The organism is Leptolyngbya cf. ectocarpi LEGE 11479 (assembly GCF_015207065.1).
Taxonomy (GTDB): domain Bacteria; phylum Cyanobacteriota; class Cyanobacteriia; order Phormidesmidales; family Phormidesmidaceae; genus Leptothoe; species Leptothoe ectocarpi.
In genome coordinates this window covers 1-15331 of the sequence record NZ_JADEXP010000137.1, presented here as the reverse complement: position 1 = coordinate 15331, position 15331 = coordinate 1, and the positions used below count along the sequence as shown (strand labels likewise).

General features: G+C 48.9%; 11 protein-coding genes. 7 read left to right on the top strand and 4 right to left on the bottom strand.

What is annotated here, in order from left to right:
- On the top strand, positions 1 to 1212 hold a 1212-nt coding region (locus IQ260_RS15435; protein WP_228016151.1), incomplete at its 5' end, for a serine/threonine-protein kinase.
- Between the two features lie 10 nt (positions 1213 to 1222).
- Here the strand turns inward: IQ260_RS15435 and IQ260_RS15430 are convergent.
- Complete coding sequence (locus IQ260_RS15430) at positions 1223 to 3094, bottom strand: DUF1565 domain-containing protein (protein ID WP_193993996.1); 1872 nt, start codon at positions 3092 to 3094, stop codon at positions 1223 to 1225.
- A 387-nt stretch (positions 3095 to 3481) separates the two neighbouring features.
- Between IQ260_RS15430 and IQ260_RS15425 the strand changes: the two genes are divergently transcribed.
- The 5 genes from IQ260_RS15425 (at position 3482) to IQ260_RS15405 (ending at position 9083) form a co-directional block, all read left to right on the top strand.
- Complete coding sequence (locus IQ260_RS15425) at positions 3482 to 4519, top strand: thiamine phosphate synthase (RefSeq protein ID WP_193993995.1); 1038 nt, start codon at positions 3482 to 3484, stop codon at positions 4517 to 4519.
- Between the two features lie 22 nt (positions 4520 to 4541).
- Positions 4542 to 4763, top strand: coding sequence for a sulfur carrier protein ThiS (gene thiS / locus IQ260_RS15420; protein WP_193993994.1), 222 nt, complete (start codon positions 4542 to 4544; stop codon positions 4761 to 4763).
- A 169-nt stretch (positions 4764 to 4932) separates the two neighbouring features.
- Complete coding sequence (locus tag IQ260_RS15415) at positions 4933 to 5859, top strand: DUF1517 domain-containing protein (RefSeq protein ID WP_193993993.1); 927 nt, start codon at positions 4933 to 4935, stop codon at positions 5857 to 5859.
- Positions 5860 to 6147: 288 nt separating this feature from the next.
- Positions 6148 to 7242: a YdcF family protein gene (locus IQ260_RS15410; protein WP_193993992.1), complete on the top strand. Its 1095-nt coding sequence runs from the start codon at positions 6148 to 6150 to the stop codon at positions 7240 to 7242.
- A gap of 92 nt (positions 7243 to 7334) precedes the next feature.
- Complete coding sequence (locus IQ260_RS15405) at positions 7335 to 9083, top strand: ABC transporter ATP-binding protein (protein ID WP_193993991.1); 1749 nt, start codon at positions 7335 to 7337, stop codon at positions 9081 to 9083.
- A 111-nt stretch (positions 9084 to 9194) separates the two neighbouring features.
- Here IQ260_RS15405 and IQ260_RS15400 read toward each other — a convergent pair whose 3' ends face one another.
- The 3 genes from IQ260_RS15400 to IQ260_RS15390 form a co-directional block, all read right to left on the bottom strand.
- Positions 9195 to 10418 carry a type II secretion system F family protein gene (locus IQ260_RS15400; protein WP_193993990.1) on the bottom strand — a complete coding sequence of 408 codons (1224 nt, stop codon included), beginning with the start codon at positions 10416 to 10418 and terminating at the stop codon, positions 9195 to 9197.
- A gap of 117 nt (positions 10419 to 10535) precedes the next feature.
- A complete protein-coding gene (locus IQ260_RS15395) occupies positions 10536 to 11672 on the bottom strand; it encodes a type IV pilus twitching motility protein PilT (RefSeq protein WP_193993989.1) in 1137 nt (378 codons plus the stop codon).
- A 141-nt stretch (positions 11673 to 11813) separates the two neighbouring features.
- Positions 11814 to 13823: a GspE/PulE family protein gene (locus IQ260_RS15390; protein ID WP_193993988.1), complete on the bottom strand. Its 2010-nt coding sequence runs from the start codon at positions 13821 to 13823 to the stop codon at positions 11814 to 11816.
- Between the two features lie 468 nt (positions 13824 to 14291).
- Here IQ260_RS15390 and grpE point away from each other — a divergent pair, with 468 nt between their 5' ends.
- Positions 14292 to 14987, top strand: a complete 696-nt coding sequence (gene grpE / locus IQ260_RS15385) for a nucleotide exchange factor GrpE (protein ID WP_193993987.1) — start codon at positions 14292 to 14294, stop codon at positions 14985 to 14987.
- Positions 14988 to 15331: the final 344 nt, after the last annotated feature.

Here is a 15331-nt window from a genome sequence, read left to right as displayed (position 1 = left end):
GTGTATAAGAGACAGGGTGTTATGTTGTTTGGGCTACTGTTGGGACAGCGCCCCTTTACGGGTACACCCACCACTTTGCAATCAGCTCATCTAAACCAGCCCGTCCCTAAGGTTGCCCCGTTAATTGAGCCGCTCCAATCTAAACTTCAACCCATTATTACCAGAGCCTTAGAAAAATTGCCTGCCCGCCGTTATCCAACGGCGGCGGAAATGCTGGTAGATCTAAAAGACGTCGTTGTCTCCCAGGGAACTGACCTTTATCTTCCGCTCGGTGAAGCCGAGACGGTTTACCATCCCTACACCGGGGCTCCCTTGCAATCCCTGACTCAGTCTGTAGGGAATCTCAAAGAACTAACCCTCTCATCTGTTAATCCACCCGTGGTTTTACAGATGTTGATGAGCCAAGATTGCCAACTTGCCGTATTACAGCAGCGTTCGATCACTGTCTGTCGGCAAGTTTTAGATGGCCCAATCCAGGGGCTATATCCCTCTCGGGCGGGTCTAGGGCTCATGGTCAGTACCCAGAAAGCACTATGGTCCGGTATCCATGCTGACTTATTAACTCCCCTTATGCGTTGGCCAATGCCTGCGATGGTGACCGTTGATCCTCACCATCGTTGGGCTGCTACGGTGACTCCTAACGCCAGGCAGCTGACCGTTGTACAGTTGAAAACGCCTCACCAGGTAGCCCATCCCATTCGGCGGCCCCTGTCTCCGGATATAGATATCAGCCAGGTGCTTGCCATTGATAGCGGCCATTTAGCCATTGTTGGTCATGCGGGAAAAACAGGCACTCAACTACAGCTATGGAATCGGCGTGGTACCTATCTAACCTCGCTAAATCTCGGCATTACGCTAGACAAACTGACCTCCATGCAATCCCCCCATCAGTGGATGGCTGTTGATGTCCATGCACCGCAAACGGTCATTTTTCTCACCCTCAAGCCCCTACGCATGACCCGCATCATCCTGGATATTTGCCCCACAGTCATGCTCGAGCTGCCCTGGGGATATCTCTTTTGTAATGGGGAAGGGCGCATCTTACTCCTGGATCGTGACCTGTCTCCCATCGGTGGTATCCAAGGTCCTCCTAATGTCACAGCCATTGCCCCCATGAGTCCCCATGAGTTACTTGTGGCTACTTGGCAGCCTGATCTAGGCGCGCTCCACTGCCTAGATCTACGAGATTATGACCTAGATATGATTTTTTGAGGTTCAATTGTTATTCTCTCAAATCAACCCTGCTATCAATCCCATTTTCTTGCAGCCATGTCAACCGTTCTTGGGCCTCGGCTTCATCGACGTAGGCTCCAGCCTGCATAAATATCCGACCTCCTACCTGGGTACGAAATGCATCGGGTACCAAATTCTGTAAATCATCTGCATCTGCCATGTCTACCAGTACTCGATAACGAAAAGCTCTTGCTAGAGAAACCGTACCAGGGGGTGTTAGATTGCCTGATCCGCCGCCACTGGGAATAGCCGCTGACGGTACAGGTAACCGTTGGCTGGAGACTGCTACCACATCAGCTGGCGGAGTGACATTGTTAGTGGGCGCAGTGGTCGCAACTGCAGCGACAGGCTGCTGTAACCGTGCCAATAGTTTAGAAACGCCCTCTCTGTCACTCTCGTGAGACTGAACCTCGTGTTCCAAAGTGGGCTCAGTCTCATCGACAGTGGGCTCAGCCTCATCGACAGAAATGACCGCTATGGGAATTCCCTCCTCAGTTGATAGGGGCTCCGCAAAGTCCGCAAAGTCAGTCTGAATAGCATCATTGTCAGCCGCTGTGGACACTGATAATGGTGCCCGCTGCAGAATAGGAGGTGGGGATTCATTGGCGACGGGTGCAGATGACGAAGACAAGGCCAGATGTTGCCTAAATGATGCGATCTCACTTATGGCCCCATCAACGGTCCCATTCCCCCCCTCATCTAAGTCGATCTCAGGCGTTTCAGCCATTTCGGTTATTTCCGCTGCAATCGGAGCAGTGGGTGCAGTAGTGACTGCCACGGGCTCTAGACTTGTTGTCTGATTAGCGGTTACTGCGGGTAGCTTTACAGCGACCGTCTCTGGTCTTGTGAGTACAGCGGGCACCTCTTGTTCTGAGGCTGCTGTCGGTGCTGGTGCTGCTATATCTGGGGGTGTTGAGTCTGAGACTTCCGGTAACTCCGCTGTTTCCCTTGGTATCTCAGAGCCTCTAACCGCTAGACGATCGGTCTGAGATCTCCCAGGTGTCGTTGGCAATCCAGCTGGTAGTGCAACCGTGGTTGGCTCTACTTCCACCACTCCGTTACGTTCATTTCCATTGAGAATATTTGCGGTCAAGACAGGGCGGGCATTGTTTTTGAGGGCTATGCCCACATCATTGCGAGCAATGCGGTTGTTATTAATCGTGGGTGTGGCCGGACTCGCTACAGTAATTGCCCGTCCCGTGGCCTCAAACAAATTTTCTCGAACAGTTGCGCGACTATTACCTTGAATTGCTAAACCATTGGGATTTTGGTGAAAATAACTGTTTTCGATCAACGGGGCACCTGCAGCCACATGGACACCAGCCACGGCATTCGCCACTAGCGCTACCCGACGTAAAATAGGCGCACCTCCACTGATCCAGACACCACTGCCCTTGGGATTGGAAACTGTAATGTTTGCTAGCCCCGAACGATCAGAGGTGACAATGGCAGTATTTTGTGTCACGGGACCATCTCGAAATTCGCCGCTGCCGACAATTATGGTATTTCGAGTTGCACCTGCATTTCCCTGGATGGTAATGCCAGGCCGAAGGTGCAGGGGAAACTGCTCTCCAGAGGCTGAACTGTAGTGCCCCGGCGCTAACAAGATTACCGTACTAGTAGCCGGGGCCATCTGTAGAGCCTGCGTAATGGTCTGATAGGGCTGTTCTTCGCTACCAGAACTCCGCTGATCGTTGCCCGTTGCGGCATCTACATGGAGCACAGTATAGTTTTGCGCTGGCTGGCTGAGCGTAATTTGAGTATGGGGAACGGTTTGAGCTTTGGCTGAGCCTGTTGTCATCAGCGTAGCTAAAGCCAGCAGCATACTCCCTAAGGTTTTGGCACGTGTTGTTGCGATCATCGTCAAATCCACGAACGTAATCAATCGAAACCCTAATAGGCTTCGAGGTAATTGCGATGACGCTCTGCCCACTTTCCCAAACCCAGGGTTACTAGTACTGCAAAATTTGTGGTGGATGCGTGAGGCAGGATGTCGTTTATGTTTAGGTTGTTTATACCCAAGGACTTGGATTGTTATACCCAAGGACTTGGATTGCTTATACCTAAGTCCTTGGAATTCTGGTGGGGGTTTGGGTATTTGTCAACCCTTTGTAACGGATCTGATTAGATTTATCGGTTGCTTTTGGCTGGACCCTTGCAAGACGAACGTTCTTAAAACATTCCTGCACCGAATTTACAACTGATACCATAGGAAAACTTTTTTGCGCTAATGCCCACTTTTTTGTCTATGAATTCTGTGTCAATTGTTGATGATCACTCTCAGCGGGTGCTGTATCGAATTTTGGATGCCAACCTAGACCGGGCTCGTGAAGGTTTACGTATCGTTGAAGAATGGTGCCGGTTTGGTTTAAATGATGGGACGCTCACGGAACAGATTAAGCACCTGCGTCAGACCCTGGGTGGCTGGCACAGTTCCGGAATTCGTCAAAGTCGTGATACTCCTGGTGATGCTGGGACGGCTATTAGCCATCCCCAAGAAGAACAGCGCGATACTCTCCAAACGGTGGTACAGGTCAACTGTTGCCGGGTGCAAGAGGCGCTGAGGGTTCTAGAAGAATATGGCAAACTCCATTCTGCTGAGATGGCGAGTGGTGCTAAGCACATGCGCTATCAGCTCTATACCCTAGAAAGCAAATTGCTAGGCTATGATTTGCGCCAGCGGTTGGCAAAGACGAATACCTATTTGGTGACGTCTCCTAGTGAGCACCTGTTAGCCATTGTGGAATCAGCCCTCAAGGGGGGAATTGATATCGTTCAGTATCGAGAAAAGTTAGCCGATGATGAGGTGCGTCTAGACCTGGCTGGTAAAATGAAAACCCTTTGCCATCAGTACAATGCGTTGTTTATTGTGAATGACCGCGTCGATATTGCGGCAGCGGTGGGTGCGGATGGGGTACATCTCGGGCAGCAGGATTTGCCCATGGCAGCGGCTCGACGTATTTTAGGGCCATTACCTATTGTGGGCCGGTCGACCACAAGTCCTGCAGAGATGGAGCGAGCGATTGCCGAGGGGGCTGATTATATTGGTGTGGGGCCTGTCCATGCTACACCCACCAAGCCTGGCAAAGCGGCGGCAGGTTACGACTATGTACGCTATGCCGTGGAGCATGCCCCGATGCCCTGGTTTGCCATCGGTGGTATCGATTTGACTAATGTGGCGGCGGTAAAAGAAGCTGGGGCGACTGGTATTGCCATTGTGCGGGCTATTATGCAGGCCGATGACCCCACACAGACCACCCGTGAATTTAATCAGCATTTTAGTTAACGTTTTGTCGTTCCCATCGCCCATGAACAATATCTCTGAGCCCATCGCCGTTCAGGTCAATGGGACACCCCAATTGTGCCCTCAGGGCACCACCCTGCCTCAGCTACTTATTCAGCTAGAGATGGATCCGCGCTTGGTGGCGGTGGAATATAACGGTGAGATTGTGCACCGTCAGTTTTGGGACACAACGGTCATGCAAACAGGCGATCGATTAGAAGTGGTGACAATTGTGGGAGGTGGTTAGTGGGGGGTGGTTAGCTATTTTGGGATTTGACTGGTGGCGGCAAAACTATTCCCAGGATGGGACGGTAATCCGTCCATTTGTAGCCATCTACTTGAGCTAACTAAAAACGTTAAAGTAAGGATGGCTACACATTAGTGGGCTACTTGAGCGTTTTTTGGCAATCTGCATCATGAGTCGATTTAAGTCTTGGCTACGTCTCCTACTCAAGCCTGTTTTGGTGGGTGTCCTGGCATTTCTCTTGGTCTTTTCTCAGGCCGATGGTGCTATGGCCGCACGCGCAGGTGGCCGTATCGGCGGAGGCAGCTTTAGAGCGCCTAGTCGAACCTATTCGTCACCACGGAGCTATCGGGGGCCGTCTAGCGGCTATCCGAGAGGTGGTTTTGGTTTTGGCTTTCCGCTGATAATGCCGTTTTTTGGCTTTGGCGGCGGTGGTTTATTTAGTTTGCTGGTGTTTTTTGCGATCGCATCTTTCCTCGTGCGTAGCTTCCGCTCCAGCGGCTTCGGCGACGGGGAAGCTTACACCCCAAATCCAACCGTGTCCGTCGCGCGTCTGCAAGTGGGGCTGCTGGCTAAAGCTCGTCATCTACAAGACGACCTCAACCGTCTAGCCACCTCCGCTGATACCAGTTCATCGGCTGGTTTAACCAAAGTCTTACAAGAAAGCACCTTATCCCTGCTGCGCCATCCCGAGTATTGGGCCTATGCGGATACCGATACCATCGCCACCAAGCTAACCTCGGCAGAAGCCGAATTTAACCGGCTAGCGCTCATGGAACGGAGCAAGTTTAGTTATGAGTCCGTTTCCAACGTCAATAATCAGCTATCCGGTAATAGTCCTACGGCACTGCCCGATACCGACGGCAATCAAGAATCAGGGGAATACATCATCGCGACCCTGATTGTGGCCACCCAGGGAAAGCTAACGTTGCCAGATGTCCAATCTGAACAAACTGTTCGCAATGCGCTCAACCAGATTGGAGCGATACCGAGTGATACATTGATGGCCGTTGAGATATTGTGGACACCTCAAGCAAGCGGTGAAACCCTGACCAACGATGAGGTGATCGCCCAGTATCCCAACCTTAAGCTGGTGTAGTTTTCTAGCGTCATTTCTCCTGCTCGATCGCAGGGAGATAGTTTAGATATATAGGGCTGAAAGAAACTGACGGGAGTTCTCCATGGACTCCCGTTTTGCGTTGGGGTCCCATGGCGCTGCACTCGGGCAATACATAGATGTTTTGTCAAATGTTTTTGCAGTTTTGAGCCCATCTACGTACAGATCCGGGTATATTGGTTCCGACTTGAGGGGCTACCCCTATAGCCGAAACTGAGCTAATGTGCTTAACTCTTGAACAATCCCGCGCCTGTTCTTTAAAAGGTCTCCATGCTTGTCCTGCTTACCCGCATTTTACTTTGGGCCACAATTGGGCTACTAGTTTGGTATATTTTGACCAAAATTATCCCCAAAGCATACCTGACATGGTTTGGGGGAGTCGTTGTTCTAGTGCTGATTGTTGCCTCATTTGCAGACCCAAATGATGAGACTATCGGCACTATTTGGCGATTAATATCACTACCGTTGACCCCTTTGGGAGCAACAATTTTACTTTTAGGGTCAGCCATGAGCGAGGGGGTCAAAAAGGTCAAAGGACAGCAGGTGGCTGTAGCCCTGGCCATTTTACTGGTCACCAGCCTGCCCATCGTTAGTCGCTCTATCGTTAGTCGTTCAGAGTCGGAAGTGCAGCAGGCATTTACCGATCGAGCAGCGCAGTGTGGGGAGGTTTGCCCAGCGGGGGTGCAGGGACCTCGGCTAGATCGTACAGGAGCCATTGTTGTCCTAGGTAATGATGCAGGGGACTCAAGAGAATCCGTCGCTTTTCAGAGCGCTAGCGATCAGGCCTATAACTCCTCACTTGTTCCCCGATTAATCTATGCCGCTCAGCTTTATGGTGAAGCTCGTCAAGCTGGCGCTAATCCGTTTGTCGTTGTCACAGCCGATCCAGGCGGGGACAGCGAGGCTAGCCAAGCCAAGCGTCAAAATATTAGAACGGTGTTGCTCAACAATGGGGTACCGGCTGAAAGTATTCGATTTGAATCTACAGGGCTAAACGTGCAAGGTACGGCGAATCGGGTAGACAGATTTCTCCGGGATCAGCAAATTCTGGCAGCGAGGGAAAATCGGAATGAACCCACCGATGCACGGGTAATGCTGGTGGCTCCAGCGATGACCATGACTCGCTCAGCATTGACCTTCGAAAACATGGGGATGCAGGTTATTGCTAAACCAACTGATTTTTATTCGGTTAATACCTGGTCGAGCAATGATACGTTTTCTCGATTGCCTGACATTATTCCTAATGTCGATGCGCTGCAGCTCACATCGCGCTATTGGGATGAAGTACTGACGTCCACGTACTACTTCTTACGGGGCTGGCTGCCTGGCTTTAACTTTGGTTGGGATCCCAATATTGAAGTTTAGGCTGATGTTACCAATGAGGCTATAGCAGCCAAGCTTGTGGAGTACTAGGATAGTGAAGCGGCGAAGGCCGCAGACACGTTTCGAGTATTTCTATGGCACAGTCTAGGCTGCAATATTTGACCAGCTATCTTCGACCTCATCGAGGACAGCTAGCCCTGGGGGTGGGGGCACTGTTACTTGTTAACATCCTCAGTGTTTGGATTCCCTTGATTATTGGGGATGTGGTTGAGCGACTCAAGATCACCCTGAATCATGGCACAATCCTGCGCTATGTAGTGCTGATTTTGGTGTTGGCAACGATTATGTGGGCTATCCGCATGGCCTCACGGGTGACGATCTTTGGGGTGGGTCGCCAGGTTGAATTTGATCTCAAACAGCGCATTTTTGAGCATTTGCTGTCGTTAGAGTCGGCGTATTTTGCCGAAAATACGATTGGAGATCTAATTAATCGGGCCACCAGTGATGTCGATAATATTCGACGGTTACTGGGTTTTGCTGTGCTCAGTTTGGCGAATACTCTGTTTGCCTATGTCTTTACTGTGCCGGCGATGTTGCGCATCAGCGTGCAGCTTACGCTCGTTGCTTTGGCTATCTATCCGGTCATGATGTTTCTGGTTGGCTTCTTTAGCAACCGTCTCCGGAAAGAACAGCTCGATGTGCAACAGTCTCTATCTGACTTGAGTACGCTCATTCAGGAAGACATGAGCGGAATCGGACTGATCAAAATTTACGCCCAGGAGACTAACGAGCAGCGAGCCTTTGGCCAGCGTAATGATGCTGTACTAGATGCTAATTTGTCCCTAGCGCGTACTCGCAACACACTATTTCCATTATTGGGTGGTCTGGCGAGTCTGAGTTTAGCGATTATTCTGGCGGTGGGGTCTCGTAGTATCGCTGCTGGTACGCTGGCGGTGGGTGATTTTGTTACCCTGCTGCTTTATGTTAACAATCTGGTGTTTCCAACTGCCCTACTAGGATTTACAATTACGTCCTATCAGCGGGGTGAGGTCAGTGTTGATCGCATTGAGGCGATTTTTGCGGCTCAACCTAAGGTGGCGAGTGCGGTTAAAGCATCTCCCTTGCCTGTGGCTGAGGTGACGGGACAATTGCGGGCTCAAGGGCTGATGTATCAGTATCCGGGTACCGTGACACCAGCTCTTCAGAATATTTCATTTACCATCGAGCCTGGGGAGACTGTGGCTCTGGTGGGTCCCATTGGTTCCGGGAAATCTACCTTGGCGAAGGCCCTGCCTCGAATTTTAGAAATTCCTGAAGGCCAGTTGTTTATTGATAATTATGATGTCACCCAGGTGGCACTGCCGGATCTGCGCCGGGCCATTGCCTTTGTGCCCCAGGATAGTTTTTTATTCAGTACAAAGGTAAAAAACAATCTGCGCTATGGGATGCCCCTGGCTGAGATGCCTGAGATTGAACAGGCGGCGAAACTTGCCCAGATCCAGGGGGAGATTTTAAACTTTCCAAACCAGTATGACACGGTGGTAGGTGAACGGGGAATTACGCTGTCTGGGGGCCAAAGGCAGCGTACGGCGCTCGGACGGGCGCTGCTGATTGATGCGCCTATTTTGGTACTTGATGATGCTTTATCCAGTGTGGATAACCAGACAGCGACTCAAATTTTGGATAATTTATCCCATGGGACCCAGCGTAAGACGGTGATTTTTATTACCCATCAAATGTCGGCAGCGGCGAATTGCGATCGCATCATCGTCATGGATCAAGGCCACATTGTTCAGACAGGTACCCACGATAGTCTAGTCAATGCTCCTGGTCTCTATCAGCAGCTTTGGAACCAGCACAAGCTCAAGGAAATCCTTCAATAAGCGCCCCAAAAAACATAAAAACAGCGTCTGGCATATGCCAGACGCTGTTTTAGTAACGACTAAAATCTTGTTAGACAGACACCCATGGCTTTAATGCTATCCTTTTTATCCTTATCCACCCACAGCATTGGGAAGGGCAAAGATGGGCAAATACATCGCCACCAAGATTGAGCCCACCATACCGCCGAGAAAAATGATCATAATGGGTTCCATGATGCTGGTTAAGGCCTTAACCGCCTGTTCAACCTCATCTTCATAGAAGTCCGCGACTTTCATCAGCATCTGATCCAATTCCCCCGTTTCTTCACCGATGCTGATCATTTGAATCGCCATAATTGGGAAAACTTGATGCTTTTGCAACGCTAAGCTAATCATCCCACCCGTTTGAATTTCTGAACGTGCTTCCTCAATGGCATTAGCAATGACTTGGTTCCCCGATGTATCTCGCACAATTTCCAAGGCCGTTAAAATTGGAACACCTGAGCGAGAAAGAGAGCCAAACGTCCGGCAAAACCTTGCAGTAGCTGACTTTTGAACCAAATCACCAAATAAGGGTAGCTTCAAATACATCCGGTCGATCATTTCTCGACCGGCCCGAGTTTTGTAGTACTGACGGTAAATAATACCTGCCACTACTAACCCCGCAATGCTTAGAAAAACTAACAGAGGATTACGTAAAAAGTGGCTAATCCCAATCATAAATTGGGTAAAAGCCGGTAATTCTGCCCCCAACTCCGTAAAGATATTCTCAAAGATGGGCAGCAAAAACACCGTCATACCAATAAAAATGGTGACAGCAAGTACGCCTACGGTTACCGGATAGGCCATGGCAGACTTAATCTGGTTCTGTAAGCGATTTAGATCCTCTAGGAGCTTAGCTAGACGATTGAGTACTTCATCGAGTACACCACCCACCTCACCAGCCTGAACCATGCTGACATAAAGCAAATCAAAGCTGCCTGGATGCTTACGCATTGAGTCAGAGAGGTTGTTTCCCTGCTGAACATCAGCATTAATCGCCAACAAAGCTTTTTTTAGCTTGGGGTTTGGACATTGTTCACCTAGGATGCCAATTCCCCGCACTAGGCCTACTCCGGCATTGACTAGAGCTGCAAACTGTCGCGAAAAAACAGCCTTGTCCTTGACAGAGACCTTAACCAAGGACGTTCTAATATCTTCAAGATTAAAGCTTATCGCTCGATCTTGCTTAATGCTTTGGATGAAGACTCCACGCTCCTTGAGCATTGTCCGAGCTTCACCAGGGGTAGCCGCTACAACTTTTTCTCGGCGAGTACGGCCTGTGGTGTCTCGTCCTGTAGCAACATAGGTAGGCATGGATTTTACCTCTGCAAAGTTTTATGCTTAGACATCATTGAAGGCTTTATACAGCGTTGCCTAATTTTTAGGCAACCCCCACTTGCAACTGGATAGAATAAGTAGGCTCTTCACTATCTATCGACGGGCACCGGTAGCTGGACGTCCTCGTTGGGCCTGACTCCTATTAGCGCCTGTTCCGCCTGCATTGATCAATCGTTGTAACTCGTCGGCTCGAGATGACTTACCGATGGCCTGCTCAAAACTGATGGTGCCAGCTTTGTATAGATCCGCTAGAACCATCTCTAGGGTTTGCATACCTAATTTAGCGCCAGTTTGAATGGCACCATAGATTTGCGCTGTCTTACCTTCCCGAATCAGGTTGGCAATAGCTGGGGTAACCACCATAATTTCTTGAGCCATAATCCGTCCAAACTCTCCGGGCTTTGGATTTGCCTTAGGCACAAGCGTTTGACTAAGCACTGCCACTAGAGAGTTAGAGAGCTGTACCCTGACCTGTTGTTGTTGTCCAGGAGGGAAAACATCCACCATCCGGTCTACCGTTTGAGCGGCAGAGCTAGTGTGTAGAGTACCGAAAACAAGGTGACCGGTTTCAGCTGCTGAAATCGCTAGGGAGATAGTTTCCAAATCCCGCATCTCACCGACTAGAATCACATCGGGATCTTCCCGTAATGCTGCCCTTAGGGCATTAGCAAAGCTTTTGGTGTCTTCCCCAATCTGCCGCTGGTGGATCAAACTTTTGATCGGTTCATACACAAATTCGATAGGATCCTCAACTGTGAGAATATGTTCGGCCCTAGTATGGTTAATATCATTGATCATGGAAGCCAGGGTGGTGGATTTCCCTGACCCCGTTGGTCCGGTTACCAAAATCAATCCGCGAGGTTGCCGTGCTAGCTCAATCACAATGTCGGGCAGACCCAGGAGTTCAGCGCTAGGAATCTTAGAGCTTAGGGCTCGCAAGCAGGCGGCATAGGTCCCTCTATCTTTGTACACATTGACCCGGAAGCGTGCTAGACCCTTGACACCATAGGAACAGTCCAACTCCCAGTTTTGTTCTAGATGTTTTCTCTGGGTGTTGTTTAACATGCTAAAAATTAGCCGTTGACACTGCTCAGGTGTCATCGGCGGATGTTCAGTGGGGGTGAGGTGACCACTGACTCGGATATAAGGTGGTAAGCCAGCTGAAAGGTGGAGGTCAGATCCTCCCCGCTCAACCACTTCTTCCATCAAGTCTTCGATCATCATTTCCATGGAGCCACCTCAGGTAGATATCTACAAAAACCTTATAAGCAAGGGTATAAAAAGAGTAACCGGATTATTCCAGGCTTAAATTCAAGTGATGGGGATGATTTTACCCACTCTATAGTTGTGAATTACACCTACGTAGCCCAGTTAACCATTTTGAAAGCGGGGAGTTAGACAGTAGGGACAATCCAGCCAGTCATGATGTAATTCTGCACTACAGGTAGAACAACTGAGGATAGTCTTACGTCTCGCCTTGAGTTCAGCTTCTAGTCCCGTATCAGTGAACGTTACTCGCTCTACTTCTTCAAGGGTTGTATACCCCTGCTCTACTAGTTTGAGACTGTAGGAAAGTAGCGTTTGCATACCTTCTTCAACAGCAGCTTCCTTAATATGCTCTGCAGGTAAACCATCCGAAATCATCTTTTGTAAGTGTTCGGTGATGCGCATTACCTCGTACACACCAACTCGACCTTTGTAGCCTGAGCCTTGACAAGTTTGACAAAGCTCTCCAGCATCCCGCGCAGCCTCAACTTGGTCTGGGGTAATTGTTTTAGCTCTGTAGAAAGAAATATCGCTACCAGAGGCGCTCAAGCCAAAGCGTGCCAATTCTTCATTGGTCGGTACGTAAGCGACTCGGCAATCAGCACAAACCTTACGTACAAGTCTTTGTGCCAGAACCCCAACTAGTGAACTAGAAACCTGAAAGGCTTCAATGTCCATCTCATTCAGCCGTGAGATCGCACCAGCTGCGTCGTTAGTGTGCAACGTAGTTAAGACTAGGTGCCCCGTCAGGGCTGCTTCAATAGCTGTTTTAGCGGTTTCAGAATCACGGGTCTCACCAACTAAAATAACGTCGGGGTCCTGTCGAAGGAACGCCCTCAGAATCAACGGGAAATTCATTCCCTTTTCACGAATGACTTGTACCTGGGTAATACCCGGCAAAGCATATTCAATCGGATCCTCTGCCGTACTGATATTGATGTCAGGATCGTTGCGTTCTGAAAGGACTGAGTAAAGAGTCGTAGTTTTACCTGAACCTGTAGGCCCTGTTACCAAGATCAGCCCGTAGGGAGAACTGGTCATATCTCTGACGATTTTCAAGGTTTCATCATCAGTAATCAGCTTATCCAAGCCCAGCTGAGTATCTGTATTGTCTAAAATTCGAAGAACTACTTTTTCGCCATATCGACTAGGCAGAGTACTCACCCGAAAATCTACCTTACGTCCCTGAAATACCCGACGAATTCGACCATCTTGGGGGACACGCCGTTCAGCAATATCTAACTCAGCAATAATTTTGAGACGAGCCGTTACCGCTGGAATAATTTTCTTGGGTAGTTTCTGAAAGGCTTGCCGTAAAACACCGTCGCGGCGAAATCTGATCCGTAAGAACTCCTCTTGCGGTTCAACGTGGATATCAGAAGCTCCTTCTTGGAGTGCTTTGACCAATATCTTATTGACTAGTGCGATCACAGGGGCTGCCCCTGCATCCTGAACTGCGGCCCCTAAATCAGCTTCTTCATCAAGTGCCTCTTCGAGATCAGCTCCATCGAGATCGAGGTCCTCTAAGTTAGTGTTAACATCAACGGCCTGTTCAAAATCTCGTTGCTTTTCCTTGGCAACCTGATCGTCTAAGTATGCCGAGATCATCCGCTGATAGTCTTCAACGGTGATGACCATGCGGCGTAGCTTTAGGCTTTTTGGACGCAATATACGGTTGAGATCGTCCTGGGCTTCCAGATTTTCTGGATCCACCATGGCAACAAGTACCGTGGAGACCCCGTCTTGATTTGTCTGGGAAAGCGGTAACAGGCGATGGCGACGACAGATATCTACGGGAATTAAGTCGTCAATGAGGTTACCAACCTTTGTATCAGAGACGCTTTCAATTTCTGGGTCTAACGACTCCACACCGTAGAGGATTTTGAGCTCAAATAACTGCTGCTTCTTATACTGACGTAATAGCTCTGGACTCAGCTGCTGCCCTGTCAGTGACTCTAAAACATCTGTTAGCGAGCGCCCTGACTTTCGGCTTTCAACCAATGCCTGTTGCATTTGGTCCGTATCGACGTAACCGGTCTGAATAAGCTGGTTACTAAATGGCGAAAAGCTTCTTTGTAAAACAAGCGCTTTCCGAGATGATGAGGAATTGGTCATAGTCGCCGCAGAAAATCCTTACAGAAGGTTGCCCACAAAACGCTTTTCTGTAGACAGCTACAGGGGGGAGAATGCCAACCCTGTGGGTTGAGTTGCTCCAAGTGTCACAGCATATCGTACGATGCTGCGCCATTCCCCGATAATAGCTTGAACATTGGTATCCAGCTAGCCGCATTCCCGATCATTGTGTGCTGAAAACGGGTGTAAGAGCAGAAATTCCATTCCAGATGCGGCTTAATTTTATGTAGTCATTACGTTGCAAAATGCACTATTGTGATACCGAAAAGGTAGTTAAGCAAAAAACTACGGACCCGGTTGGTGGCGAGCTTTGTGGTCTTAGTGTTCGGGGTCTTTATCTAAATACTTTCATTTAGATAAAACTCGTTGGTACTGTGCAACTCGCTTAAAATATCAGCGTCTAAGGCAAGTATTACCCCCCTTGTGTTCTGTTTTTGATGAGGTTAAACGATGGTAGAGGACGTTAATTCCGCAGAAAATAGCTCTAATGAAGCAGATGAGGCCTCTGATGCTGCTGGTGAGGCAGAGGCCAATATTGAAGAGCTGAAGCTTGAAGACGCTGACGTTGAAATTGATTTTGACAGTAGTTTTTCTGAGGCATCTTCCGATGATGCCGCTGCTGATAATGCCACCGATGTTAACGCTGCTGCTGCGGGAGACGTTGCTGAAATTGCTGCCTTGGAGGCGCAAATAGCGCAACTTAAAACGCAGCTAGAAGATAGAAACGGTCAGTATTTGAGGCTTACTGCGGACTTTGAAAATTTCCGTAAGCGTACGAGTCGAGAAAAGGAAGACCTTGAAGTTCAAATTAAGTGCAATACGATTAGTAATCTGTTAGAGGTTGTTGATAACTTTGAGCGGGCTCGGGCTCAGATTAAACCTCAAAACGAGGGTGAAATGACTGTTCATAAGAGCTATCAAAGTGTTTATAAGCAGCTAGTTGAAGCTATGAAGCGTATTGGTGTGGCACCTATGCGGGCTGAGGGGAAAGAATTCGATCCTAATTTGCATGAAGCTGTGATGCGCGAACCCACCGATGAATATGCTGACGGTACAGTTATTGAGGAACTAGTCAGAGGTTATATTCTGGGCGAGCGGGTTTTACGTCATGCCATGGTCAAGGTAGCAGCGCCCTTAGATGAATAGTTTTCTAAGCACTAGTTTTCTGGGCACATAAATAGGCAACAATAGAAATCGAAACCAGTTGAGCTGATTATAAAACTGGCTCAGTTATGAAGCTTTCTTGAATATCGGGGAGTTTTATTAGAACTTATGGTTTTGGGTATTGTATCTATATGAGAAGGCGATTTTCATACTTTTAGCTAGTACGGCTAGCTACAGATATTTTCTGTGAGTATGTTCTAAAGTCGGGGTGTAACCATATAGCAATTTCTACGTAAGCCTATTTATCAGTTTATCCGTACGGCTAATGCTTGCTCGTGTTCTGAATATCTTCAGTGGTTTTTACCCAGCTCTAAACTTTTAAGATA

Coding starts and splice junctions, on each gene's coding strand:
- IQ260_RS15430 (WP_193993996.1), bottom strand. CDS start 3,094: ATGATCGCAACAACACGTGCCAAAACCTTAGGGAGTATGCTGCTGGCT.
- IQ260_RS15425 (WP_193993995.1), top strand. CDS start 3,482: ATGAATTCTGTGTCAATTGTTGATGATCACTCTCAGCGGGTGCTGTAT.
- thiS (WP_193993994.1), top strand. CDS start 4,542: ATGAACAATATCTCTGAGCCCATCGCCGTTCAGGTCAATGGGACACCC.
- IQ260_RS15415 (WP_193993993.1), top strand. CDS start 4,933: ATGAGTCGATTTAAGTCTTGGCTACGTCTCCTACTCAAGCCTGTTTTG.
- IQ260_RS15410 (WP_193993992.1), top strand. CDS start 6,148: ATGCTTGTCCTGCTTACCCGCATTTTACTTTGGGCCACAATTGGGCTA.
- IQ260_RS15405 (WP_193993991.1), top strand. CDS start 7,335: ATGGCACAGTCTAGGCTGCAATATTTGACCAGCTATCTTCGACCTCAT.
- IQ260_RS15400 (WP_193993990.1), bottom strand. CDS start 10,418: ATGCCTACCTATGTTGCTACAGGACGAGACACCACAGGCCGTACTCGC.
- IQ260_RS15395 (WP_193993989.1), bottom strand. CDS start 11,672: ATGGAAATGATGATCGAAGACTTGATGGAAGAAGTGGTTGAGCGGGGA.
- IQ260_RS15390 (WP_193993988.1), bottom strand. CDS start 13,823: ATGACCAATTCCTCATCATCTCGGAAAGCGCTTGTTTTACAAAGAAGC.
- grpE (WP_193993987.1), top strand. CDS start 14,292: ATGGTAGAGGACGTTAATTCCGCAGAAAATAGCTCTAATGAAGCAGAT.